20 protein-coding genes are annotated in these 23,180 nt (G+C 75.8%); 8 read left to right on the forward strand and 12 right to left on the reverse strand.

The window, feature by feature from the left end:
* The 3 genes from ACPCUX_RS17885 to ACPCUX_RS17895 form a co-directional block, all read right to left on the reverse strand.
* Positions 1-1,380: ABC transporter substrate-binding protein (locus ACPCUX_RS17885; RefSeq protein WP_423389311.1), on the reverse strand; the 1,380-nt coding region annotated here is incomplete at its 3' end.
* A 110-nt stretch (positions 1,381-1,490) separates the two neighbouring features.
* Positions 1,491-3,263: a glycoside hydrolase family 13 protein gene (locus ACPCUX_RS17890; RefSeq protein ID WP_423389312.1), complete on the reverse strand. Its 1,773-nt coding sequence runs from the start codon at positions 3,261-3,263 to the stop codon at positions 1,491-1,493.
* Positions 3,264-3,612: 349 nt separating this feature from the next.
* The gene (locus ACPCUX_RS17895) at positions 3,613-4,644 is read right to left on the reverse strand and encodes a LacI family DNA-binding transcriptional regulator (RefSeq protein WP_423389313.1); all 1,032 of its coding nucleotides are present in this window, start codon (positions 4,642-4,644) and stop codon (positions 3,613-3,615) included.
* Positions 4,645-4,776: 132 nt separating this feature from the next.
* Here ACPCUX_RS17895 and ACPCUX_RS17900 point away from each other — a divergent pair, with 132 nt between their 5' ends.
* The 5 genes from ACPCUX_RS17900 to ACPCUX_RS17920 all read left to right on the forward strand — a co-directional run bounded on the left by ACPCUX_RS17900 (position 4,777) and on the right by ACPCUX_RS17920 (position 11,406).
* Complete coding sequence (locus tag ACPCUX_RS17900) at positions 4,777-6,558, forward strand: beta-N-acetylhexosaminidase (protein ID WP_423389314.1); 1,782 nt, start codon at positions 4,777-4,779, stop codon at positions 6,556-6,558.
* On the forward strand, positions 6,555-8,207 hold the full coding sequence (locus ACPCUX_RS17905) for an N-acyl-D-amino-acid deacylase family protein (protein WP_354807105.1): 1,653 nt from the start codon (positions 6,555-6,557) through the stop codon (positions 8,205-8,207). Before ACPCUX_RS17900 ends, ACPCUX_RS17905 begins: the two co-directional genes overlap by 4 nt.
* Before the next feature lie 49 nt (positions 8,208-8,256).
* On the forward strand, positions 8,257-9,633 hold the full coding sequence (locus tag ACPCUX_RS17910) for an alanine racemase (RefSeq protein ID WP_423389315.1): 1,377 nt from the start codon (positions 8,257-8,259) through the stop codon (positions 9,631-9,633).
* A 58-nt stretch (positions 9,634-9,691) separates the two neighbouring features.
* Positions 9,692-10,099: a RidA family protein gene (locus ACPCUX_RS17915; RefSeq protein ID WP_209829521.1), complete on the forward strand. Its 408-nt coding sequence runs from the start codon at positions 9,692-9,694 to the stop codon at positions 10,097-10,099.
* 98 nt (positions 10,100-10,197) lie between these two features.
* A complete protein-coding gene (locus ACPCUX_RS17920) occupies positions 10,198-11,406 on the forward strand; it encodes an AAA family ATPase (RefSeq protein ID WP_409141613.1) in 1,209 nt (402 codons plus the stop codon).
* Positions 11,407-11,460: 54 nt separating this feature from the next.
* Here ACPCUX_RS17920 and ACPCUX_RS17925 read toward each other — a convergent pair whose 3' ends face one another.
* The 3 genes from ACPCUX_RS17925 to ACPCUX_RS17935 all read right to left on the reverse strand — a co-directional run bounded on the left by ACPCUX_RS17925 (position 11,461) and on the right by ACPCUX_RS17935 (position 14,152).
* A complete protein-coding gene (locus ACPCUX_RS17925; protein ID WP_423389316.1) occupies positions 11,461-12,663 on the reverse strand; it encodes a glycerate kinase in 1,203 nt (400 codons plus the stop codon).
* A gap of 140 nt (positions 12,664-12,803) precedes the next feature.
* Positions 12,804-13,331 carry a MarR family winged helix-turn-helix transcriptional regulator gene (locus ACPCUX_RS17930; protein ID WP_051028196.1) on the reverse strand — a complete coding sequence of 176 codons (528 nt, stop codon included), beginning with the start codon at positions 13,329-13,331 and terminating at the stop codon, positions 12,804-12,806.
* A gap of 59 nt (positions 13,332-13,390) precedes the next feature.
* Positions 13,391-14,152 (reverse strand): isoprenyl transferase, encoded by a 762-nt coding sequence (locus ACPCUX_RS17935; RefSeq protein ID WP_043655243.1) that lies wholly within the window; start codon positions 14,150-14,152, stop codon positions 13,391-13,393.
* 266 nt (positions 14,153-14,418) lie between these two features.
* Here ACPCUX_RS17935 and trhA point away from each other — a divergent pair, with 266 nt between their 5' ends.
* A complete protein-coding gene (trhA, locus tag ACPCUX_RS17940) occupies positions 14,419-15,192 on the forward strand; it encodes a PAQR family membrane homeostasis protein TrhA (protein ID WP_085387487.1) in 774 nt (257 codons plus the stop codon).
* 43 nt (positions 15,193-15,235) lie between these two features.
* Here trhA and ACPCUX_RS17945 read toward each other — a convergent pair whose 3' ends face one another.
* The 3 genes from ACPCUX_RS17945 to mca are packed head-to-tail and all read right to left on the reverse strand — an operon-like array spanning position 15,236 to position 17,411.
* On the reverse strand, positions 15,236-16,042 hold the full coding sequence (locus ACPCUX_RS17945) for a carbon-nitrogen hydrolase family protein (RefSeq protein ID WP_423389317.1): 807 nt from the start codon (positions 16,040-16,042) through the stop codon (positions 15,236-15,238).
* A gap of 2 nt (positions 16,043-16,044) precedes the next feature.
* Positions 16,045-16,473: a hypothetical protein gene (locus ACPCUX_RS17950; RefSeq protein WP_170982175.1), complete on the reverse strand. Its 429-nt coding sequence runs from the start codon at positions 16,471-16,473 to the stop codon at positions 16,045-16,047.
* Entirely contained in the window at positions 16,470-17,411 is a 942-nt protein-coding gene (mca, locus tag ACPCUX_RS17955; RefSeq protein WP_241005844.1) for a mycothiol conjugate amidase Mca, read from the reverse strand. Before mca ends, ACPCUX_RS17950 begins: the two co-directional genes overlap by 4 nt.
* A 207-nt stretch (positions 17,412-17,618) precedes the next feature.
* Here mca and ACPCUX_RS17960 point away from each other — a divergent pair, with 207 nt between their 5' ends.
* A complete protein-coding gene (locus tag ACPCUX_RS17960; protein WP_137281151.1) occupies positions 17,619-18,053 on the forward strand; it encodes a DUF4307 domain-containing protein in 435 nt (144 codons plus the stop codon).
* Between the two features lie 447 nt (positions 18,054-18,500).
* Positions 18,501-18,983, forward strand: a complete 483-nt coding sequence (gene greA, locus ACPCUX_RS17965) for a transcription elongation factor GreA (RefSeq protein ID WP_021483866.1) — start codon at positions 18,501-18,503, stop codon at positions 18,981-18,983.
* Between the two features lie 94 nt (positions 18,984-19,077).
* Here the strand turns inward: greA and ilvA are convergent, their stop codons facing one another.
* The 3 genes from ilvA to ACPCUX_RS17980 all read right to left on the reverse strand — a co-directional run bounded on the left by ilvA (position 19,078) and on the right by ACPCUX_RS17980 (position 22,968).
* Positions 19,078-20,343, reverse strand: coding sequence for a threonine ammonia-lyase (gene ilvA, locus ACPCUX_RS17970; protein ID WP_085387484.1), 1,266 nt, complete (start codon positions 20,341-20,343; stop codon positions 19,078-19,080).
* Positions 20,340-21,650: an AI-2E family transporter gene (locus tag ACPCUX_RS17975; RefSeq protein WP_423389318.1), complete on the reverse strand. Its 1,311-nt coding sequence runs from the start codon at positions 21,648-21,650 to the stop codon at positions 20,340-20,342. The genes ilvA and ACPCUX_RS17975 overlap by 4 nt, the downstream gene beginning before the upstream one ends.
* 79 nt (positions 21,651-21,729) lie before the next feature.
* Entirely contained in the window at positions 21,730-22,968 is a 1,239-nt protein-coding gene (locus ACPCUX_RS17980; protein ID WP_085387483.1) for a cystathionine gamma-synthase, read from the reverse strand.
* Between the last annotated feature and the right edge of the window lie 212 nt (positions 22,969-23,180).

The following is a 23,180-nucleotide window of genomic DNA, read 5'->3' on the forward strand; positions in this document are numbered from 1 at the left end:
CTGCGCCTCGGTGTTCGCCTGCTCCAGCAGCGCGTCCACGTCGGCGTTCTCGTCGGTGAGGACGGCCTGGACGACGGGGTCGAGCAGGGCGTAGATCTCCTGCGTCTTCTGCGACGGCTCACCCACGAGCGGCAGGTCGAACATCGTGTCCGTGTAGCTCGTCATCTGGTCGAGCGGGACGTTGATGTAGTCCTTGATCCACTCCTGGTTCTGCTGGTACTGCTCCGGGGAGAACATCGGCAGGACCGGGGTGCCGACGGGCTGGTCGTTCGCGACGAGCGTCTCGGCGTCGGCGACGGCGCGCTTCTCGTCGACGAGCTTGCCGAGGTAGAAGAAGTCGATCCACTTGATCGCGGCCTCCTTCTTCGCCTCGTCCACGTCCGCCGGCATCGCGGCGAGAGTGCCGCCGGTGAGGACGCCCGCGTCGTCGCCCTCGAGCGGCAGCGCCGCGAGGCCGTAGGTGGCGGGGTCGATCGCGTTCGTCTGGACGAGCGACGTGAAGACGTCCGAGCCCGACGTGTACATGGCGACCTGGCCCGCGGCGAACGCCTGGTTCATGGTCCCCCAGTCGAGGAGGAAGTTGCTCCCGAGGGAGTTGTCCTCCCAGCGCATGGCCTGGAGCCACTCGAGCGCTTCCTTGGTGCCGTCGTTCGTGAGCGTCGACGTGGCGGTGCCGTCGTCGGCGACCTCCTGCGTCCGGCCGCCGCGCGCGAACGTGTTGACCGTGAGCTGCCAGCCGCCCGTGTTGTTCTGCGACATCTGCATGTAGCCCGCCACGCCCGGGTTGGCGTCCGCGATCTTCTTCGCGTCCTCACGGACCTCGTCCCACGTGGTCGGCGGCTGGTCGGGGTCGAGGCCGGCGGACTCGAACAGCTCCCGGTTGTAGTGCAGGCCCACGCCGTACACGTTCTTCGCGGGGATCGCGTAGACGTGGCCGTCGGAGCCCGTCCCGGCCTCGAGGATCGCCGGGTTGAACTTGTCGGCGTACGGCAGGGTCCGGAACTGCTCGTCGAGGTCGGCGAGCTGACCGTTCTCGACGAGCGTCTTGGCGTCGGTGAAGGGGATCTCGAAGACGTCGGGCAGCGTGCCGCCGGCGAGCTGTGGGGCGAACGTCGTCGCCTTCCACTCGTACTCCTCCGGCTGCACGTCGATGTCCGGGTTCGCGGCCTCGAACTCCTCGACCTGCGCGTTGAAGGCGTCGATCGCCTCCTGCTCGGAGCCCGGCAGGAGGGACACCACCTTGAGGGTGACCTTCCCGTCGCCGCCCGAGCCGCTGCTCTCGTCGTCGCTGCCCGAGCCGCCGCTCGAGCACGCGGCGAGCGTGCTGAACGCGAGCGCCCCCGCGAGGGTGAGGGCGGTCGCCTGACGTGTGGACTTCATCGTCGCTCCTGGGTTCCGGTGGTGCTGGGTGGGTTACGGGGTGCTGGGTAGCGGGTGCGGGTCGGGGGGCCGGGGCCCCGCGGCCCGGGTTCTCGTGGCGGTCGCCGCGGTCAGGCCCGGAGCCAGACGGCGGTGTCGGTGGGCAGGCGCGCCGCGCCCGGCGCGTCGCTCGCGCGGGACACGCTCCCGGGCGCGTCGCTGCGCAGGAGGACCTCGGCGTCCGCGGGGAGCGGGACGTCGTCGGGCCCGAGGTTGACGACGCACGCGACCGCGCGTCCGTCGCCGTCACCGTCGCCGGGAGCCTCGCGGGCGAAGGCGAGCACGTCGTCGCCGAGCACGACCCCGCCGAGGGAGTCGAGCCAGCGGAACCCGCCGGCCCGGAGCGCGGGCTCGGCCCGGCGGGTCGCGAGGACGCGCCGGTAGAGCGTGAGCACCGAGGTCTCGTCGCCGGTCTGCGCCTCGACGGAGAGCTCGCCCCAGCCGTGCGGCTGGGGCAGCCAGGGCGCCGCCCCGCCGTCGGGCCCGAAGCCGTGGCTCGTGCCGCCGCGCGTCCACGGGAGCGGGACGCGGCAGCCGTCGCGGCCCGGGTCGACGCCGCCGGACCGCGCGTGCATCGGGTCCTGGATCGCGTCGAGCGGGAGGTCCTCCACCTCGGGCAGCCCGAGCTCGTCCCCCTGGTAGAGGTACAGCGAGCCCGGCAGCGCGGCGGAGAGCAGCGCGGCCGCGCGGGCCCGACGCCGCCCTGTCGCCAGGTCCGTCGGCGTGCCGAACCGCTTGGTGGCGAATGCGAACGAGCTGTCCTCGCGCCCGTAGCGCGTCACGGGTCGGGTCACGTCGTGGTTGGACAGGACCCAGGTCGCGGGGGCGGCGACCGGCGCGTGCGCGTCGAGCGTGGTCTGGACCGACTCGCGCAGCGCCTTCGCGTCCCACGGGCGGGCCATGAAGTCGAAGTTGAACGCCGTGTGCATCTCGTCCGGGCGCAGGTACCGGGCGAACCGCTCCCGGTCCGCGAGCCAGACCTCGCCCACGAGCACGCGCGGCTCGTCGTACGCGTCGGCGACGGCGCGCCAGCCGCGATAGATGTCGTGGAGCTCGTCGCGGTCGACGTGCGGGTGCTCGCCGGGGCCGGGGTGGTCCGGGACCTCGGGCAGGGCCGGGTCCTTGACCAGCTGCGCCGCCGAGTCGATGCGGATGCCCGCGGCGCCGCGGTCGAACCAGAACCGCAGGATGTCCTCGTGCTCGCGGCGCACGTCGGGGTGGTCCCAGTTGAGGTCGGGCTGCTCGGGCGCGAACACGTGGAGGTACCACTCGCCGGGCGTGCCGTCGGGGTTCGTCGTGCGCGTCCACGTGCCGCCCTGGAACTCCGAGACCCAGTGCGTCGGGACCTGCGACCCGTCCTCGCCCCGGCCCGGGTGGAACCAGAAGCGCTCGCGCTCGGGCGAGCCGGGGCCGGCCGCGAGGGCCGCGCGGAACCACTCGTGCTCGGACGAGACGTGGTTCGGGACGACGTCGACGATCGTGCGGATGCCGAGCGCGCGGGCCTCCGCGATGAGCTGCTCGGCCTCGGCGAGCGTGCCGAACTGCGGGTCGATCGCGCGGTAGTCGGCGACGTCGTAGCCGCCGTCCGCGAGCGGGGACACGTACCAGGGGGTGAACCAGATCGCGTCGACGCCGAGGTCGCGCAGGTAGCCGAGGCGCTGGCGCACGCCCGCGAGGTCGCCCGTCCCGTCGCCGTTGCCGTCCGCGAAGCTGCGCACGTACACCTGGTAGATCACGGCGCTGCGCCACCAGTCGGGCGACGAGGCCGCCGGCCGTGCCGCCGCCGCGGGGGCCGCGTCGGGGGTGGGCGCGCCGTCGGCGGCTCGGGGGTGGTCGTTGCTCACCGCGTCCTCTTCCGTGAGTGCGTGGCCGGGTGGTCGGGGTGGTCGCCCCGTCAGGTCGGCGCACGACGTTCGATGCAGTCCGGGTTGGTCCCGGGATGGTCCCGGGATGGTCCCGGGACGGCCGTCGTGCACCGGGTGCCGACCGCGCCGTCGGGCATGACAGTAACTAGTCGACATCATCCGCGCAAGAACCTGACAGCAGCGTTATCGAAAAGCTATCTCGACGTGTCCAGACCGCGACGGGGGTCAGCCAGAGGCGAGACCGGCCCCGCTGCAGGGCAGACGACGAGGGCCCCGGCCCGGCGCGCACGAGGCGGCCGGGCCGGGGCCCAGGAGGAAGAGGGTGCGGTCAGGCGACCGTCGCGTCACGACCCGTCGGGCGCGCGGCGGCCGTCGAGCCGCGCACGACGAGCTCCGGCTCGAAGAGCAGCTCGTCGCGGGAGACGTCGGCGCCCGCGATCATGCCGGCGAGCAGGTCGACGGCCGCGCGGCCCATCGGCTCGATCGGCTGGCGCACGGTCGTCAGCGCGGGGTCCGTCGAGTTCATGAGGTTCGAGTCGTCGTAGCCGACGACGGAGACGTCGGCGGGCACGTCGAGCCCCGCGCGGCGGACGGCGCGGACCGCGCCGAGCGCGAGGGGGTCGCTCGCGCACACGATCGCCGTCGCGCCGGCCTCGAGGAGCCGGTTCGCGGCGGCCTGACCGCTCTCGAGCGAGTACTGGCTGTGCACGACGAGCGCCGGGTCCAGCGCGTGGCCGTGCCGCTCGGCGAAGGCCTGCGCGGCGGCGAGCTTGCGCTCGGAGGGCACATGGTCGGCCGGGCCGAGGAGCAGGCCGACCCGCTCGTGGCCGAGGGACAGCACGTGGCCGAGCGCCTGGTTCATGGCGACGAGGTCGTCGCACGAGACGCGGGGGAAGTCGAGGTCCTCGACGGACGCGTTCATCAGCACGACGGGCAGGCCGAGCTTCTCGAGCCGGCGGAAGTGCGCGTGGTCGGCCTGGCGCTCGGCGTAGAAGCCGCCCGCGAAGATCACGCCCGACACGTGCTGCCCCAGGAGCAGGTCGATGTACTCGGCCTCCGTCACGCCGCCCGCCGTGCGGGTGCACAGCACCGGGGTGAACCCCTGCTGCGCGAGCGCGCCCCCGATGACCTCGGCGAACGCCGGGAAGATGGGGTTGACGAGCTCCGGGAGCACGAGCCCCACGAGGCGGCCGCGCTCCCCGCGCAGCTTGGTCGGCCGCTCGTAGCCGAGCACGTCGAGCGCCGTGAGCACCGCGTCTCGCGTGGCCTGCGAGACGCCGGGCTTCCCGTTGAGCACGCGGCTCACGGTGGCCTCGCTGACACCGACCTTGGTGGCGACCTCCGCCAGACGTCTCGACATGCCGTCGACTATACGTCCGGCTGCAAGCGGCTTGCGCGATCCTCCCTGCGGTCAACGCACGTTTGCGGCAGCGCTGTCCGTCCGTCCACAGCCGGGTAGGACCACACGGCGCGGGCCCGATAGGCTCGTTCGGTGTCCTTCCAAAAGGTGCCCACCTCGTCCACGGCGGACCCCGCCGGGATCCTCCCCACCCCGGTGACGCTCGAGCCCGGCGCCGGGACGACCGTCGTCGCGGACGGGACGTCCGTCGTCGCGGACCCCGCCCTGCGCCCCGCGGCGCGCTGGTGGCGGCGCGTCACCGAGGACGCGTTCGGCCTCGACCTCGTGCCCGCCCCGGCGGGCGCCGCGCCCGCCGACGGCACCCCGTCCGTGGTCTTCGCGGTCGACGACGACCTCCCGCCGTCGGGCTACCGCCTCGTCGTCGGCGACGACGGCGTCCGGGTCGGTGCGTCCGACCTCGACGGCGCGCACGCCGCGGCCCAGACCCTGCGCCAGCTCGCCGGCCCCGCCGCGTTCCGTCGTGCTCCCGCCGTGACGGGCGCGGGCGGTCGCTCCACGCTCGCGCTCCCCCACGTCGCGATCACCGACCACCCGCGGTTCGCGTGGCGCGGCGTGCTGCTCGACGTCGCGCGCCACTTCCTGCCGAAGGCCGACGTCCTGCGGTTCGTGGACCTCGCCGCGGCGCACCGGCTCAACGTGCTCCAGCTCCACCTCACGGACGACCAGGGGTGGCGCGTCGAGATCGCGCGCTACCCCCGGCTCACCGAGGTGGGTGCGTGGCGGAGCGAGTCCGGGCTCGGCACCTGGCGCGCCGGCGTCGCCGACGGCCGTCCGCACGGCGGCTTCTACACGCAGGACGACCTGCGCGAGATCGTCGCGTACGCGCGCGAGCGCGGCGTCACCGTGGTCCCGGAGATCGACGCGCCGGGGCACGTGGAGGCCGCCGTCGCCGCATACCCGGAGCTCGGCACGCGCAAGCGACCGCACGAGGTCCGCACGACGTGGGGCGTGAGCACCGAGGTGCTCGACCCGTCGGAGGAGTCGCTGACGTTCTTCCGGCACGTGCTCGACGAGGTGCTGGAGATCTTCGACGCGCCGTTCGTCGCGATCGGCGGTGACGAGGTGCCCACGACGCTGTGGCGCGAGAACCCCGCGATCGTCGCGCGCGCGCAGGCGCTCGGGCTCGACGACGTCGGCGGGCTGCACGGCTGGTTCCTCGCGCGGCTCGCCGAGCACGTCGCGTCCCGCGGTCGGCGGGCGGTCGTGTGGGACGAGGCGTTCGGCCCCGCGCTCCCGCGCGACGTCGTCGTGACGTCGTGGCGCGGCTGGGCCGTGGGCGCGGACGCGCTCGCGGCGGGCCACGACGTCGTCATGGCGCCCGAGCAGGTCGTGTACCTCGACCACCGCGGCGGCGACACCCCGGACGAGCCCGTGCCGGTCGGGTTCCTCACCACGCTCGACGACGTGTACGCGTTCGAGCCCCTGCCGGCCGAGCTCGCGGGTGCCGCGGACCGCACGGCGGCCGGTCCCGCCACCGCTCCCGCGCCGGGCGCGCTGCTCGGCGGGCAGGCGGAGCTCTGGTCCGAGCACCTCGACTCCGCGCGCCGCGTCGACTACGCCGCGTTCCCGCGCCTCGCAGCGTTCGCCGAGGTCATGTGGTCGCCCGAGGCCGACCGCTCCCCCGGGTCCCCCGCGGCCCGCGCGTTCCACGAGCGCCTCGTCGCGCACCACCTGCCGCGCCTCGACGCGGCCGGCGTGGAGTATCGGCCGCTCGACGGGCCGCACCCGTGGCAGACCCGGCCCGGGGTCGCGGGCTGGCCGCGCGATCGCGCCGAGGAGCTCGCCGCGGGCGGCCTGCGCGGCGTCGGCGGCTGGGTCGAGGGTCGCGACGAGGACGCGGGCGGCCCGGCATGAGCGCCCTCGTGGTGCGCGGGGCGCGCCTCGTCGAGCCCGACGGCGGCCCCTCCGCCCCCGTCGACGTCACCGTGCGCGCGGGCCGGGTCGAGGGCGTCGCGCCCGCGGCCGCGACCGCTCCGGCGGGCGCCGACGTGCTGGACGCGGACGGCCGCCTCCTGCTGCCCGGGTTCGTCGACGCGCACGTGCACGGAGAGGCCGCCGTGCTCGACGACGACGTGCAGCTCGCGATGCTGCGCCAGGGCGTGACGAGCGTCGTCGTCGGGCAGGACGGGGTGTCCTACGCACCCTCGCCGCGCCCGGACGCCGACGGCGGGCCCGCGACGTCGGGCCTGCACGACGCCGCCGCCTGGGCGAGCGGGTACTTCGCGGCGATCAACGGCGAGCACCCGACGTTCCGCGGCGGGTCCGTCGCCGACCTCCTCGCCACGTACGACGGCACGACGCGCGTCAACGTGGGCTACCTCGCCCCGCACGGCACGCTCCGCTACGCGGTGCTCGGCGCCGCCGCGCGCCCCGCGACGCCCGCCGAGACCGACCGCATGCTCGCGCTGCTCGCGTCTGCGCTCGACGACGGCGCGCTCGGCCTGTCGACCGGCCTGGAGTACGTCCCCGCGACGTACGCCGACGAGACCGAGCTCGTCGCGCTCGCGCGCGTGCTCGCGGCGCGAGGACTTCCTCACGTGTCGCACATGCGCGGCTACGAGGACCGGGCCGGGCCGGCCTTCGCGGAGCTCGTGCGCGTCGCACGCACGTCCGGGGTCGCGACCCACGTCTCGCACTACCACGGCCCGGCCGCGGAGCTGCTGGGGTACGTCGACGACGCGCACGCCGCGGGCCTGGACGTCACGTTCGACTCGTACCCGTACCTGCGCGGCTGCTCGATCCTGTCCATGGTGTCGCTGCCGACGTGGCTCCCCATCGCGGACGTCGACGCGACCGTCGCGGCGCTCGCCGACCCGGCGGTGCTCGAGCGCCTGCACCGCGAGCACTTCCCGCACCTGGCCGACCTGTGGCCGCGCGTGACGATGGCCGCGGTCCCGACCGGCCCCGCCGCCGGGGCCGCGGCGGGCCCGGCCGAGGACCTGTCGTGGACCGAGGGCATGACGTTGCCCGACGTCGCCGCGCGCCTGGGGCTGTCCCCCGCCGAGACCGCGGTGCGGCTGCTCGTCGCGACGCGGCTGCGCGCGTCGTGCGTGTTCGCCCAGCCGCCCACGAACTCCCCCGAGTCCGTCCGCGCCCTGCTGCGCCACCGGGCGCACGTGGGCGGGTCCGACGCGATCTACGCGCCGGTCGGGGGCGGCGGCCGCCCGCACCCGCGCGGCTGGGGCGCGTTCGCGCGCTTCCTCGCCGAGCACGTGCGTACGCTCGGGGACTGGACGTGGCACGACGCCGTCACGCACCTGTCCGCGCGGCCTGCCGCGCGCTTCGGGCTCGCCGGGCGCGGCACGGTCGTCCCGGGGGCGGTCGCGGACCTCGCGCTCGTCGACCCCGACCGCGTACGCGACGAGGCGACGTACGAGGACCCGCGCCGCCCGGCGTCGGGCGTGGACGACGTGCTGGTCGCGGGCGTGCGCGTCCTGCGCGACGGCGCGCTCACCGACGCGCTCCCGGGCCGCCCGCTGCGTCCGGGCGCACCGGCGGCGTGACCCGCGCCCTGCCCCCGTCCACGAGAGCCCCGTCCCCGAGGAGGACCCCATGACCGGCACGACGCACGACGCCGCGCGGCCCGCACCCGACCGCCCCTGGGCGCGCGACGTCGTCGGGCCCCGGACCAAGGGGCTGCGGCTCCCGGCCGGGACCACCGTCGCGGACGTGCTCGCGGGCTCGCCGCGCGTCACCGACGACGCGTTCTCCTGGCCGCTGCTCACGCTCGACGACGCGGCGCTCGACCACAACGTCGGCACCGTCGCGCGCGTGTGCGCCGAGCGCGGGGTCGAGCACGCGCCGCACGTGAAGACGACGATGTCGCGCGCGCTCTACGCGCGCCAGGCCGCGGCCGGGGCGTGGGGCGCGACGGTCGCGACGCCGTCCCAGCTGCGCACGGTGCGCGACTGGGGCGTGCCGCGCGTGCTGCTCGCCAACGAGCTGCTCGACCCGCGCGAGATCGCGTCGCTGCGCGACGACCTGGCGCGCGCCGAGGCCGCGGGAGGCGACGACGAGGTGTGGCTGTGCGTCGACTCGCCGCACGGGGTCGACCTGCTCGCCCGCGGGTTCGCCGACGCCCCGACGGCCGTCCGCGCGCGCCTCGGCGTGCTCGTCGAGCTTGGTGTCCCCGGCGGGCGCACCGGCGTCCGCAGCACCGCCGCGGCGCTCGACCTCGCGCGCGCGCTCCGCGCGTCGGGCCTGCGCCTGCTCGGCGCGACGGGGTACGAGGGCTCGGTCGCGGGCGGCACGACCGCCGACGAGCTCGCCGCCGTCGGCGCCTGGTGCGACGGGCTGCGCGCGCTCGGCGCCGCGTTCGTGCGCGAGGGTCTCGCGGGCGTCGAGGAGCCGCTCGTGCTGTCGGCGGGCGGCAGCTCGTTCCTCGACGTCGTGCTCGCCGGGCTGCCCGGCCCGGTCCCCGGCCCGGACGGGCGCGAGGTCGAGGTCCGCGTCGTCGTGCGCTCGGGCGCGTACGTGACGCACGACCACGGCTTCTACTCGCGCACCGACCCGTGGAGCCGCATCCCCGGCGCGGAGCCGCTGCGCGCCGCCGCGACCGTCTGGGGCCAGGTGCTCTCCGTCCCGGAGCCCGGGCTCGCGGTCTGCGGCATCGGCCGGCGCGACGTCTCGTTCGACATCGACCTGCCCGTCGCGCTCTGGCTGCGCTCGCAGTCCGACGACGGCTGGCTCGCCCCGCGCGAGCTCGCCGGCACCCGTGTCACCGCGCTCAACGACCAGCACCTCTACCTCGCGCTGGACGCGGACGAGGTCGGCGGCGGGCAGGTCGGCGGTCCCGCCACCGCCCAGGTCCGCCCGGGCGACGTCGTCGGCTTCGGCATCTCCCACCCCTGCACGACGTTCGACCGGTGGCGCGTCGCCGCCGTCGTGCGGGGCGACGAGGTCGTGGACCTCGCGACGATCGACCTCTGACCCACCCCGACGACCCCGCACGAGACCCGGACACCCAGACGCTCCGAGAGGACCCCGCATGACCACCGAGAAGACCGCGATCTCCACCCCCGACGCCCCGGCCCCCGCGCACACGTTCCACCAGGGCGTGCGCAAGGGACCTTTCGTCCAGGTCTCGGGCCAGGGGCCCGTCGACCCGGCGACGAACGAGTACCTCTACCCCGGCGACGTCGCGGCGCAGACCACGCGCACGCTCGAGAACGTGCGCGCCGTCGTCGAGGCGTCCGGCGCCACGTTCGACGACGTCGTCATGCTCCGCGTGTACCTCACGAAGCGCGAGGACTTCCCGATCATGAACGACGCGTACGGCGCGTTCGTCGCGCAGCACACCACGAAGGGCGTGCTCCCCAGCCGCACCACGGTGTTCACGGGTCTGCCGCGCGAGGAGATGCTCGTCGAGATCGACGCGTTCGCGATCACCGACTGACGCGCCACGCGGCCCGACGCCGCCTCGCCCCGCACCGCGCCGGGGCCCACGCCGCCGCGTGGGTCCCGGCGCGTAGCGTGCCGGGCGGGAGGTGACCGATGCTCGCGACGATCGCGGTGGAGGGCTACCGCTCGCTGCGGAGCCTCGTGCTGCCGCTCGGGCGGCTCACGGTCGTGACCGGGGCGAACGGGACGGGCAAGTCGAGCCTGTACCGCGCGCTGCGTCTGCTGTCCGGGTGCGCGCTCGGCGGCGCCGTCGGCGCGGTGGCCCGGGAGGGCGGCCTGCGGTCGACGCTCTGGGCCGGGCCCGAGCAGGGCGGTCGGGCCGCGCGCGCGGGCGGCCCGGTCCAGGGCATGCGCCGGACGGCGCCCGTCGCGCTGCGCCTCGGGTTCGCGGGGGCCACGCCGGACGACCTGGGCTACGCGGTGGACCTCGGACTGCCGCAGCACCCGGGGTCGGCGTTCGCCCTCGACCCGGAGATCAAGGTCGAGACCGTCTGGTCGGGGCCCGTCCCGCGGCCCGCGACGCTCCAGGTCGAGCGGCGCGGACCGGCCGTCCGCGTGCGCGACGACGCGGGCCGCTGGCAGTCCTCGCCCGCACGCCTGCGGCCCTTCGACAGCGTGCTCACCGAGCTCGTCGACCCGGTGGGCGCGCCGGAGGTCGTCGCGGTGCGCGAGCGCCTGCGGTCGTGGCGCTTCTACGACCAGCTGCGCACCGACGCCGACGCCCCGGCGCGCTCGCCGCAGCTCGGCACCCGCACGCCCGTCCTTGCGCACGACGGCGCGGACCTCGCCGCGGCGCTGGAGACCGTGCGCGACCTGGGGCGCGGCGACGAGCTGGACGACGCCGTCGCCCGCGCCTTCCCCGGCAGCCGGCTCGCGGTGCACGCCGACGACGGCCGGTTCGAGGTCGCCTTCCACCAGGACGGGCTGCTCCGGCCGCTCACCGGCGCCGAGCTCAGCGACGGGACGCTGCGCTACCTGTTCCTCGTCGCCGCGCTGCTCTCGCCGCGACCGCCCGAGCTCCTCGTGCTCAACGAGCCGGAGACGAGCCTGCACCCCGACCTCCTGCCCGCGCTCGGCGCGCTCGTGCACGCGGCGGGCCGCGAGACGCAGGTCGTGGTCGTCACGCACGCGCCGCCGCTCGTCGAGGCGCTGCGCGACGCGGCCGCGTCGGGCCCGGCGGACCTGTCCGGCGCGGACGAGCTCGTGGAGGTCGAGCTCGTGCGGTCACCGTTCGGCGAGACGACGGTCGCCGGGCGCGAGGGGCTCCTCGACCAGCCCGCGTGGGCCTGGCCGAAGCGCTGACGGCGGCACCGTCCCCCGGGAGCCGGCCGAGGGCAGCGGCGAGGGACGCGCCGGTCAGCGCCGCGACGCGACGTGCAGGCTCGTGACGGTCGCCGCGAGGTCGACGAGGCGGGACGCCGTGCGGTCGAGCAGCTCGTCGAGCGCGATGGGCCCGGGCGCGATGCTGAACGCCGCGGCGATCCCGGCCTCGCGCGCCTGGTGGGCGGGCAGCAGCACCCGGCCCGCGAGCACGACGACCGGAGGCCGGTGCGGTGCCTCCGCCGCGAGGGCGCCCATCGCGTCCGCGACCTTCCCGTTGACGGACTGCGAGTCGAACGACCCCTCGCCCGTGACGACGAGGTCGGCGGCGCGGATGGCAGCGGGCAGCCCGACCGCCTCGGCGACGAGGCGCGCGCCCGGCTCGAGCTCGGCGCCGAGGACGCCGACCATGCCCGAGGGCACGCCGCCCGCGGCGCCCGCACCCGCGAGCTCAGCCACCTCGACGCCGGTCTCCTGCGCGAGGACTCCCGCCCAGCGCCGCAGCGCGTCGTCGAGGAACGCCACGTCCGCCGGCTGGGCGCCCTTCTGCGGTCCGAACACGTGTGCCGCGCCCCGCTCGCCGTGCAGGGGGTTGGTGACGTCGACCGCGAGGCGCCAGCGGACCTCGCGCGCCCGTGGGTGAAGGCCGGACAGGTCGAGCCGCGCGACGCGCGCGAGGCCCTCCCCGCCGTCGGGCACGGGCGCGCCGTCGGCGTCGAGGAGCCGCGCGCCGAGACCCGTGAGGATGCCCGCGCCGCCGTCGGTGGACGCCGACCCGCCGAGGCACACGATCACCTCGTCGACCCCCGCGTCGAGCACGGCGGCCGCCGCGGCGCCCGTGCCGCGGGTGTGCGCGTGCAGGGGCTGGAGCGCGACGTCGCTCACCTGGGGCAGCCCGCTCGCCTCGGCGAGCTCGACCACGCCGAGGCGGCCGTCGGCCGAGACCCCGTAGCGCGCGGTGCGGGGACGGCCGATCGCGTCGACCGTGGAGACCTCCCGGGCCGGGACGCCCCACACGGCGAGCAGGGCCTCGAGCGTGCCCTCGCCGCCGTCGGCCATGGGGAGCTCGACGACCTCCGCGTCGGGGACGACGCTGCGCACGCCCGTCGCGACGGCGCGCGCGACGTCGGCGGCGCTCAGGCTGCCCTTGAACGAGTCGGGGGCGACGACGACGCGCAGCGGGCCGTCGGCGCGGGGCCCGGGGACGGGGTTCGGGGTGGTGCTCGGCGTTGAGGACACGCTCGCATCCTAGGCAGGCCGACGCGCGACGGCCCGCAGCGGAAGGGTCGGACCGGACGTGTTCCGCGCCACAGCGCCGGGCGTGCGGGGCCGGTGCTGAGGCACCCGGGGAGGAGCCCGCGTCGTCCGTGAGCGAGTGCTCAGGCGCCCGGGGTGCCCGCCGCGCGTCCCGGCGCGGCGTCCGGGATGTCCGGCTGCGCGGCGCGCAGCCGCTCGAGCAGCTCGCCGAGCGTCGCGAGGTCGGCGTCGTCGAGCGCGCCGCCCACGTACGTCGCGATGGCCCGGGCGTGCGCGCGGCCGGTCGTGCGCTGGAGGTCGCGACCCGCCGGGGTGAGCCGGACGAGCGTGCCCCGCGCGTCGTCCGGCGGGGTCGCCCGCTCGACGAGACCGCGCGCCGCGAGCCGGTCCACCATGCGGCTCAGCGAGGGCTGGCTGAGCAGGATGTACGCGTTGAGGTCGCGCAGCCGCATCCCGTCCTCGGGGCCCTTCGTCAGCGAGAACAGCACGTCGTACTCGCGCAGGGTCAGGCCGTCCCACACCGGGTCGGACTGCAGCCGCCGCATGATCGCGACCTGGGCACGGAAGAGGGACTCCCACGTCTCGACGGCGAGGCGCGCGCTCCCGGGGCCCGGCTCGGGGCCCGCGTCGTCGGCGTGCTGCTGCGTCATGTCGCCCCCAGACGGATCGGTCGATGCATTCGCATCGACCCTACCCGCCGGGTGACCGATCAGCGGCCCAGCCGGCGTTCGCGCTGCGAGTACGCGCGCAGCGCGCGCAGGTAGTCGACGCGACGGAAGTCGGGCCAGTACGCCTCGCAGAAGTAGAACTCCGAGTGCGCGCTCTGCCACAGCAGGAAGCCGCCGAGGCGCTGCTCGCCCGACGTGCGGATGACGAGCTCCGGGTCCGGCTGGCCCTTGGTGTAGAGGTGCTCCTCGATGTGCTCGACGTCGAGGTTCTCCGCGAGGTCCTGCAGGCGCGCGCCCGCGGCGGCCTGCTCGCGCAGGTACGACCGCACGGCGTCGGCGATCTCGTGGCGCCCCCCGTAGCCGATCGCGACGTTGACCTGGAGGCCGTCGACGGCGGCCGTGCGCTGCTGGGCGTCGCGCAGCGCCGCCGTGAGCCGCTCGGGCAGCAGGTCGAGCCGACCCATGACCCGCAGGCGCCAGCGGCCCGTCTCGGCGAGGTCGCGCACGGCGTCCTCGATGATGTCGAGCAGCGCCGACAGCTCCTCCTGCGACCGCGACAGGTTGTCGGTCGAGAGCATCCACAGCGTGACGACCTCGACGCCGAGGTCCTCGCTCCAGCCCAGGAACTCCGTGATCTTGTCGGCACCCCGGCGGTGGCCGGTCGCCGTGGACTCCCCGAACGAGCGCGCCCACCGCCGGTTGCCGTCGAGGATGACCCCCACGTGGCGCGGGACGCTCTCGCGCGAGAGGGTCGCCGCGAGGCGACGCTCGTAGAGTCCGTAGACGGGGCGGGGCAGGCGCACGCTGGTTCCTCGGCGATGGGCGGACGGGGACGCCCGGCGGGCGCGCCCCGGTGCGGGGCGCTCGGGCCGAACCCGCACACGCTACCGCTCGTCCGTGCCCGGTCCGGCGGGCCCGGACCGCTCCGCGCGCCCCTGCCCAGGATCTTCACACCGCGAGGCGGGGACCGGTCGCGAACCTACGTTGGCGTAACTTACGATGGCGTAGGTTGGCGTGGGAGCCCCGCGCCGGCCTCTTCCGTGCACGGACACACCACCGAGGAGACGTCGTGGACCGACCGACCGACCGCGACCGCACCCCGAGCGCGCCGCCCGCCGACCCGGGCCCGGCGCACGCACCCGGCACCGACGCGCTCGACTCCGTCCGCGAGAACGTGGGCGACGCGGTCGCGAAGGTCGCCGAGGTCGTCAAGCCGCGCCTGCGCGGCTGGATCCACGCGGGGACGTTCCCCCTCGCGCTCGTCGCGAGCATCGTCCTCGTGCTCGTCGCGCCACCCGTCGCGGGCAAGGTCGCGTGCGCCGTCTTCGGCCTCAGCGCGTGCCTGCTGTTCGGCACGAGCGCGGTCTACCACCGCGGCACGTGGTCGCCCCGCGTCGCGGGCGTGCTCCGCCGCGCCGACCACTCGAACATCTTCCTCATCATCGCGGGCACCTACACGCCCCTCGCCGTGCTCCTGCTCCCCCAGCGGACCGCGACGATCCTGCTCGCGATCGTGTGGAGCGGGGCCCTGCTCGGCCTCCTCGCCCGGATCCTGTGGCTCGACGCCCCGCGGTGGGTGTACGTGCCCATCTACGTCGCGCTCGGGTGGGTCGCGGTGGGCTACATGCCCCAGTTCTGGACGACGACGAACGGCCCGGCGATCGTCTGGCTCGTCGCCGTCGGCGGCCTCGCCTACACGCTGGGCGCCGTCGTCTACGGCATCAAGAAGCCCAACCCCAGCCCGCGCTGGTTCGGCTTCCACGAGATCTTCCACGTGCTCACCGTCGTCGGCTACGGGTGCCACTACGCGGCGATCCTCATCGCGGCGCTCGCCGCGCGCTGAGCGCCCGTCGCGAGGAGCGCCCACCCGGGCGCCCCGCGCCGGCTCAGTCCTTCGGGACGACGACGTAGCGCCGGTTCGCGAGCGACGGGTTGCGCTCGCGCACCGCGGCCAGCGCGGCCGGGTCGAGGTCCGCGCTGCGCAGCTCCGCGCGCTCGCCGAGCTCCAGCCCCACCTGGCCGTCGGGGCCGACGAGCAGGGAGCGCCCGGTCACGCCCCGGCCCGCCTGGCCGACGGCGAGCACGACGGCGGTGTTCTCGATCGCGCGGGCCCGCGCGAGGGTGCGCCACTGGTCCGCCTTGAGCTCGCCCGCCGCCCACGCGGCCGGCACCACCAGCACGTCGGCGCCCGCGTCCACGAGGCGCCGCGCGCTCTCCGGGAAGCGCAGGTCGTAGCAGGTCATCACGCCGAACGTCAGGTCGCCGACGCGCAGCACGAGCGGGGGCGCGGCCGGGTCCCCCGCGTCGAGCCGGTCCGACTCGCGGTGACCGAAGGCGTCGTAGAGGTGCACCTTGCGGTACGTGCCCACGAGGTCGCCCGCGGCATCCACCGCCACGACGACGTTCACCGCCCGGCCGGGCGCGCTGCCCGGCACGAGGGTCCCCGCCACGACCGCGACACCGTGCTCGCGCGCGAGCCGGCGCAACGTGCCGACGAACGGCCCGTCCAGCGGCTCCGCGTGCTCCGCGCCGGTGCCGCGCGGGTCGAACGCCGCGGCGTACTCCGGCAGCACCAGCAGGTCGGCGCGCACGCGCGCCGCCTCCCGGAACGCCGCGCCGACGGTCACGAGGTTCGCGGCGTGGTCGGCCGAGACCTCGAGCTGCCCGATCGTGACGCGAGCGCCGGGCGCCACGGTCAGCCCTGCCGCTCCGGGCCGCTCTCGTCCGGGCCGCGCCCGTCGCGGGTGCCGCCGGACGTGGAGCTGTCGGGCGCGGCGCTGCCGGCCGCGGAGCCGTCCGGCGCGGAGCCGGCGGTCGCGGAGCCGGCGGGGGTCTCCGGGGCGGTCGCGTCGACCGGGCCGTCCGGGCCGATCCCCTGGGTCTCGGCGTTGTGCCGCATGCGGCGGAGCTGGCGCGAGAGCCCGAAGAACAGTGCCACGGTCGCGAGCGCCACCGCGAAGATCGCGAGGAACCCGGCGAGACCGGGCGACACGTCGTTCGGGTCCAGGTCCTCGCGCAGCGGGTCGTCCGACGGGCTCGGCGTCGCGGTCTCCGCGACGACGTCCGCCGCCCAGCCCGGGCCGCCCGCGAGCGTCGGCACGTCGAGGAAGGGTGCCGCGCTCACGAGGCCACCTCCTCGCCCGCGACGAGCTCCCGCACGCCGGCGAACAGGTCGTCCTCCGGCAGGTCCGTCGGGACGCGCGACTCCGCGAGCTCGAACTCCTCGAACGGCCACACGTCGACCTCGAGGTCGCGCGGGATCGCGAAGAAGAAGCCTTCCGGGTCGATCTGCGACGCGTGCGCGATGAGCGCCGCGTCACGCTGGGCGTAGTAGCGCGCCACGTGGACGCGCGTCGTGACCTCGCGCTCGGGGATCTCCCGCGCGGACCGCGACTCGACCCAGTCGCCGAACGGCGACTCCAGGCCCGCGCCCTGCATCGCCTCGTGGAGCGTGCGGATGCGGTTCATCGAGAAGTCGTGGTTGTAGTACAGCTTGAGCGGCGACCAGGGCGCCGCGCCGCCCTCCCGGCGGTAGCGCTCCGGGTCGCCCGCGGCGTGGAACGCCTCGAACGCGACGCGGTGGCACATGACGTGGTCCGGGTGCGGGTAGCCGCCCGACGGGTCGTACGTCGTGACGACGTGCGGACGGAACTCGCGCACGAGCTCGACCAGCGGCGCGGCCGCCTCCTCGAGCGGCACGAGACCGAACGAGCCCTCGGGCAGCGGCGGCAGCGGGTCCCCCTCGGGCAGCCCCGAGTCGACGAACCCGAGCCACTGCTGCCGGACGCCGAGCGCGCGCGCCGCGGCGGCCATCTCGACGCGGCGGAGGGCGCGCATGCCCTCGATGTCCGCCGGGCCCTCGCCGAAGCTCGGGTTGAGGATGTCGCCGCGCTCGCCCCCGGTGCACGTGGCGACGAGCACGTCCACGCCCTCGGCCGCGTAGCGCGCCGTCGTCGCGGCGCCCTTGCTCGACTCGTCGTCGGGATGCGCGTGCACGGCCAGGAGACGGAGCGTCTCCGGCTGCTCGCGCTGGGTGGTCGATCCGGCCGCGGGTTCGGCCACTGGTCCTCCCGGGTGCGTCGTACGTCTCCTCGCGCGGCCCGGGACGCGGCACAGGACGCCGTGGGTGCACGACGAGGGCCGGGGCTCTGCGAAGATGGGTCGAGGACATGATCCACCACCGCGCCCACACCTGACGAACCGCCGACCACCGCCGGCACCCGCCGGGCCAGCGACCGGGCGCGGCGGCACCGACCACGGGACCGCACCATGACGAACGAGACCACCGCCCCGCAGCCGAGCCCGAGCACGCCCCTGCGCCCTCCGGCGGGCCGGTACGGGCCCGAGCCCACCGAGCGGCGTCGGCGCCTGGCGGTCGTCGGGATCGTGCTCGTCGCGGTCGTCGGGCTCGCCGTCACGTTCGTCATCGGGCTGCGCTACGCGAACGAGCCGGTGCGCTTCAAGGACTTCGGGTACACCGTCGTCAGCCCGGAGCGCGTGGACGTCACGTTCGAGGTGTACATGGATCCCGGCACGACGGCGACGTGCACCCTCGACGCGCTCGCCGAGAGCTACGCGCAGGTCGGCACGGTCGACGTCACGGTCGGTCCCGTCGAGGTCACGGAGTCTCGCTACACCGTGAGCGTCGCGACGTCGGAGCTCGCCACGACGGGGATCGTCCAGTCCTGCCGCCCGGCTCCCTGAGCCGCCCGGCCGTCGTGCGGCCCGGCCGTCGTGCCGCCCGGCCGCGCGACCGTCGCGCGAACCTGCCGCCGGGTCGTCGAGTCCCCGGACCGTCGTGACGCCCGGCTCCCGGACTCCACCGTCGGGGCTCCGGCCCTCGCGACGCGGCGTGCCGCGGCCCCGAGCCGCGCCGTGGCCGCCCCGCCCCGCGCCGTCGGCACCTCGTGCTTTGCTATCCTGAGGGATTCCCGCACCCGACCGCGTGCGGCCCGCGGCCGGTGCTCGTGACAGGCGACCGACCACCGGGCGACCCGGCGGTCCGGCGGGAACCAGTCCTCCGCGCTGCCACCCGGGCAGCGTCACCGACCCGGGCAGGCAGGCGCTCGCGTGAGCACGCGCCCCGGCTGCCCGTCTCTGCACGGCCGTGCCCGGCGCGACCGTCGAACCATGGAAAGGAAGGAGCGAACCGTGACCGACACCACCGTCACCTGGCTGACCCAGGAGGCGCACGACAGGCTGCAGGCCGAGCTCGCCCACCTGTCCGGCGAGGGCCGCACCGAGATCGCGGAGCGCATCGCCGCCGCCCGTGACGAGGGCGACCTCAAGGAGAACGGCGGTTACCACGCCGCCCGCGAGGAGCAGGCCAAGAACGAGGCCCGCATCCGCGAGCTCACCGAGAAGCTGCGCAACGTGCGCATCGGCACGCCGCCGGACGACGGCAAGGTCGAGGCCGGCATGGTCGTCACGGCCGTCGTCGCGGGCGACGAGATGACGTTCCTCCTCGGCTCGCGCGAGATCGCCGGCACGACGGACCTCGACGTGTACTCGCCGACGTCCCCGCTCGGTGCCGCGATCGACGGCAAGACCGTCGGCGACGAGACCAGCTACACCGCTCCGAACGGCAACGAGATCGCCGTGAAGATCACCGCCGCGAAGCCCTTCGAGGGCTGACGCGCCCCCGGCGGCCGCACGCCGCCGGGCGAGACGTGAGAAGTGGCCCCTCCGACACGTGTCGGAGGGGCCACTTCTCGCTTCTCGGGTCTCGTCAGACCCGCGGCGACCCGCCGTCGCTGCGCTCGACGCGGTAGCCCGCGGAGCGCAGGTGGGCGACGAGCTCGTCACAGTGCTCGGGGCCCTTGGTCTCGACCTGCATGCGCACCCACGCCTCGCCGATCGCGAGGCCCACGTCGGTGCGGTCGTGGTCGATGTGCATGATGTTTCCCCGCCTCGCCGCGATCGCCTCGAGCATGCGCGCGAGGGCGCCCGGGCGGTCGTCGAGCAGGACCTGGAGCTGGATGTACCGGCCCGCGGCGGCGAGGCCGTGCCGCACGACCCGCAGCAGCACGAGCGGGTCGACGTTGCCCCCGGAGAGCACGACGACGACCGGTCCCTCGACCGGGTCCGCCGCGCCCGCGTCGACCGCGGCCGTCCCCGACAGGAGGGCCGCGACGCCGGTCGCGGCGGCGGGTTCCACGAGCAGCTTCGCGCGCTCGGCGACCATGAGCAGCGACCGGGAGATCTCCTCCTCGGTCACGGTGCGCACCTCGACGCCGTGGTGCGCGACGATCCCGAACGGCACCGCTCCCGGGGTACCGACCGCGATGCCGTCGGCCATCGTCCCGGCGAGCCGGGCCGTCGTCGGCTCTCCTGCGGCGAGCGAGCCCGGGTAGGCGGCGGCGCGCTCCGCCTGCACCCCGATGACGCGCACGTGCGGCGCGGCCTGCGCGAACGCCGCGGCGAGCCCGGCGACGAGCCCGCCGCCGCCGAGCGGGGCGACGACGGTCCGGACGTCGGGCACCTGCTCGAGGATCTCGAGCGCGATGGTCGCCTGGCCCGCGACGACATCGGGGTGGTCGAACGGGTGGATGAAGACGGCGCCCGTGCGGTCGGCCTCGGCGCGCGCGGCGGCGAGCGTCTCGTCCACGTCGGCGCCGACGAGCCGGACCTCGGCACCGTACTGGCGCGTCGCCGCGACCTTGGGGAGCGCGGCGTCGACCGGCATGTACACGACGGCCCGGATGCCGAGCAGTCCCGCGGCGAACGCGACGCCCTGCGCGTGGTTGCCCGCGCTCGCCGCGACGACGCCGCGCGCCTTCTCGTCGGCGCTCAGGCGCGCCATGCGCACGTAGGCGCCGCGGACCTTGAACGACCCCGCGCGCTGGAGGTTCTCGCACTTGAGCAGGACGCGGACGCCCGCCGCCTCGCTGATGGCCCGGGTGGTGTGGACCGGCGTGCGGTACGCGACGCCGTCGAGCAGGCGGGCGGCGTCGCGGACGTCGTCGAGCGGGACGGGCACGGGACCCGAGGTCACCGCGCCTCTCCCGGCGTGCCCTCGCCCGGTGCGTCGGCGACGCCGGCGTCCTGCGTCTCGACGACCGCCGAGCCGCCGGCGTCGTGCGCCCGGCGACCGGGGCGGCGGGCGCCCGTGTCGTCGAGGTCGGACTCGGCGCGCGCGACGACGGGCGGCTGCGGGCTGCCGCGCACGACGACGCGGTCGTCGGTGCCGAGCTCGGGGAACTTGTCGTGGCCGTGCAGGTAGAGCACCACCGTGTTGAGCACCGCGGCGATCGGGACCGCGAACAGCGCGCCGACGATGCCTGCGGCGAAGCTGCCCGCCGCGACGACGAGCAGCACGGCGACGGGGTGCAGCGAGACCGCGTGCCCCATGAGGAAGGGCTGGAGGATGTGGCCCTCGATCTGCTGCACGAGCAGCACGATGCCGAGCATGACGAGCGCCTGCACCCAGCCCTGCGCGACGAGCACCACGAGCACCGCGATGGACCCGGTGACGATGGCACCGACGATCGGGATGAACGACCCGACGAAGACGAGGATGCCGAGCGGCAGCGCGAGCGACGGCACGAAGAACGCGGCGCCGACGCCGATGCCGACCGCGTCGACGGCCGCCACGAGGATCTGGGTGCGCGTGTACGCGGCGAGCGTCACGATGCCGCGACGGCCTGCCTGGTGCACGCGGTCGCGGGCGCGCAGCGGGAGCAGCCCCACGACCCACGACCAGATCGAGCGGCCGTCGAGCAGGAAGAAGAACGTGCAGAACAGGGCGATGAGGGCCCCGGCGAGCACGTGGCCGATGGTCGTCGCCGCGCCCAGCGCGCCCGAGACGATCGAGTCCTGGTTCTCGGACACCGCGGTCCCCGCCTGGTCGAGCCAGTGCGAGAGCGTGGTGGAGTCGAGGCCGAGGGGGCCGTCGGCGAGCCAGTTCGTGAACTGCTCGAAGCCCTCGACGGCCTGGTCGCGCAGGTCCTGGAAGCCGCTGACGATCTGCTGCCCCGCGATGGCGATGAGCCCCGCGACCACGACGATGAGCGCGATGAGCGCGGCGCCCGACGCGAGGCCGCGCGACATGCGCAGGTGCCGCCGGAAGAACCGCTGGACCGGCGTGAGGAGCACGGTGAGCAGCAGCGCCACCGCGATCGGCACGACGATCACCTTGAGCTGCGTCACGACCCACAGCCCGGCCGCGATCGCCGCGCCGATGAGCAGCAGGCGCCACGACCACGCGGCGGCCGAGCGCACGGCGTCGGGCACGGCCGCTGCGCCGGGACGCGCGGGAGGAAGCGGGTCGGGGGTGCGGTGCTGGTCCGTCTGCGCGCTCACAGCGCAACCCTAGGGGAGCGGCCCCCGCCGCGCGCCCCTGCGCACGGCGAGCCCGCGCGGTGTGCGCAGGATCTCCCCGTCAGGCGAGCGCCTGCCCGAGGTCGGCGAGGAGGTCCTCGACGTCCTCGATGCCGACGGACAGCCGGACGAGGTCGTCGGGGACCTCGAGCGCCGTGCCCGCGACGGAGCCGTGCGTCATGCGGCCGGGGTGCTCGACGAGCGACTCGACCCCGCCCAGCGACTCCGCGAGCGTGAAGACCCGCGTGCGCGCGCACACGTCGAGCGCCTTGGCCTCGCTGCCCACGCGGAACGAGACCATGCCGCCGAACCCGGACATCTGGCGCGCCGCGAGCTCGTGGCCCGGGTGCGACGCGAGGCCCGGGTAGATCACCTCGGTCACGGCCGGGTGCGCGTCGAGGAACTCCGCGACCGCGGCCGCGTTCGCCTGGTGGCGGTCCATGCGCACCGCGAGCGTCTTGAGCCCGCGCAGCGTGAGCCACGCGTCGAACGGTCCGGCGACGGCGCCCGACGCGTTCTGGTGGAAGCCCACCGCCCCCGCGACGTCCGTGCCGCCCGCGGGCGACGAGAGCCCGCCGGGGAGCTGCGCGCCCGTCGCCACGACGAGCGCTCCCCCGACGACGTCGCTGTGGCCCCCGACGTACTTCGTGGTCGAGTGCACGACGACGTCCGCCCCCAGCGCGAGCGGCTGCTGGAGGTAGGGGGTCGCGAAGGTGTTGTCGACGACGAGCAGCGCCCCGGCGTCGTGCGCGACGCCCGCGAGCGCCGCGACGTCGCTCACTCCGAGCAGCGGGTTCGTCGGGGTCTCGACCCAGACGACGCGCGTCTCGGGGCGCACGGCGGCGCGCACGGCCTCGACGTCCGTGAGGTCGACGGGCGTGTGCTCGACGCCCCACGGCCCGAACACGCGGGCGATGAGGCGGTAGGTGCCGCCGTACGCGTCGTCGGGCACGATCACGTGGTCCCCGGGGCGCACGACGGCCCGCAGCAGCGTGTCCTCGGCGGCGAGGCCGGACGCGAAGGCGAACCCGCGCGCGGCGGGCGAGCCGCCGTCGGGGCGCAGGCCGCCGGACTCCGCGGCCGCGAGCGCCTCCTCCAGGGCGGTGCGCGTCGGGTTCGCGGAGCGCGAGTACTCGTAGCCGCCGCGCAGCCCGCCGACGCCGTCCTGCTTGTACGTCGAGACCTGGTGGATCGGCGGCACGACGGCGCCGGTCGTCGCGTCCGGGTCCTGGCCCGCGTGGATCGCACGCGTGGAGAAGCCGGTGGTGGTCCAGTCGGGGTGCTCGCTCGAGGTGGTCACCCGACCAGCCTAGGCGCACCCCCTGCGCCGAGCAGGCGGTCCTGGTCCGTCCCGCTACCCGGACGAGCCAGGACCACCTGCTCGACGGCGGCCATGGCGGGGGCGGCCATGGCGACGGCGGCGGGGCGGTGGCGGCGGGGCGGTGGCGGCCGCGACCGCCGCGGGGCACGGTAGGGAGGCGGGCGGCGACCGTCGTCCGACGACCCGGAAGG

This window comes from Cellulosimicrobium sp. AB352 (genome assembly GCF_049538415.1).
Taxonomy (GTDB): Bacteria; Actinomycetota; Actinomycetes; order Actinomycetales; family Cellulomonadaceae; genus Cellulosimicrobium; species Cellulosimicrobium funkei.

Excerpts from the sequence above, each read along its gene's own strand:
- ACPCUX_RS17895 (WP_423389313.1), bottom strand. The coding sequence starts at position 4,644 with ATGTCGAGACGTCTGGCGGAGGTCGCCACCAAGGTCGGTGTCAGCGAG.
- ACPCUX_RS17905 (WP_354807105.1), top strand. The coding sequence starts at position 6,555 with ATGAGCGCCCTCGTGGTGCGCGGGGCGCGCCTCGTCGAGCCCGACGGC.
- ACPCUX_RS17910 (WP_423389315.1), top strand. The coding sequence starts at position 8,257 with ATGACCGGCACGACGCACGACGCCGCGCGGCCCGCACCCGACCGCCCC.
- ACPCUX_RS17915 (WP_209829521.1), top strand. The coding sequence starts at position 9,692 with ATGACCACCGAGAAGACCGCGATCTCCACCCCCGACGCCCCGGCCCCC.
- ACPCUX_RS17920 (WP_409141613.1), top strand. The coding sequence starts at position 10,198 with ATGCTCGCGACGATCGCGGTGGAGGGCTACCGCTCGCTGCGGAGCCTC.
- ACPCUX_RS17930 (WP_051028196.1), bottom strand. The coding sequence starts at position 13,331 with ATGACGCAGCAGCACGCCGACGACGCGGGCCCCGAGCCGGGCCCCGGG.
- ACPCUX_RS17960 (WP_137281151.1), top strand. The coding sequence starts at position 17,619 with ATGACGAACGAGACCACCGCCCCGCAGCCGAGCCCGAGCACGCCCCTG.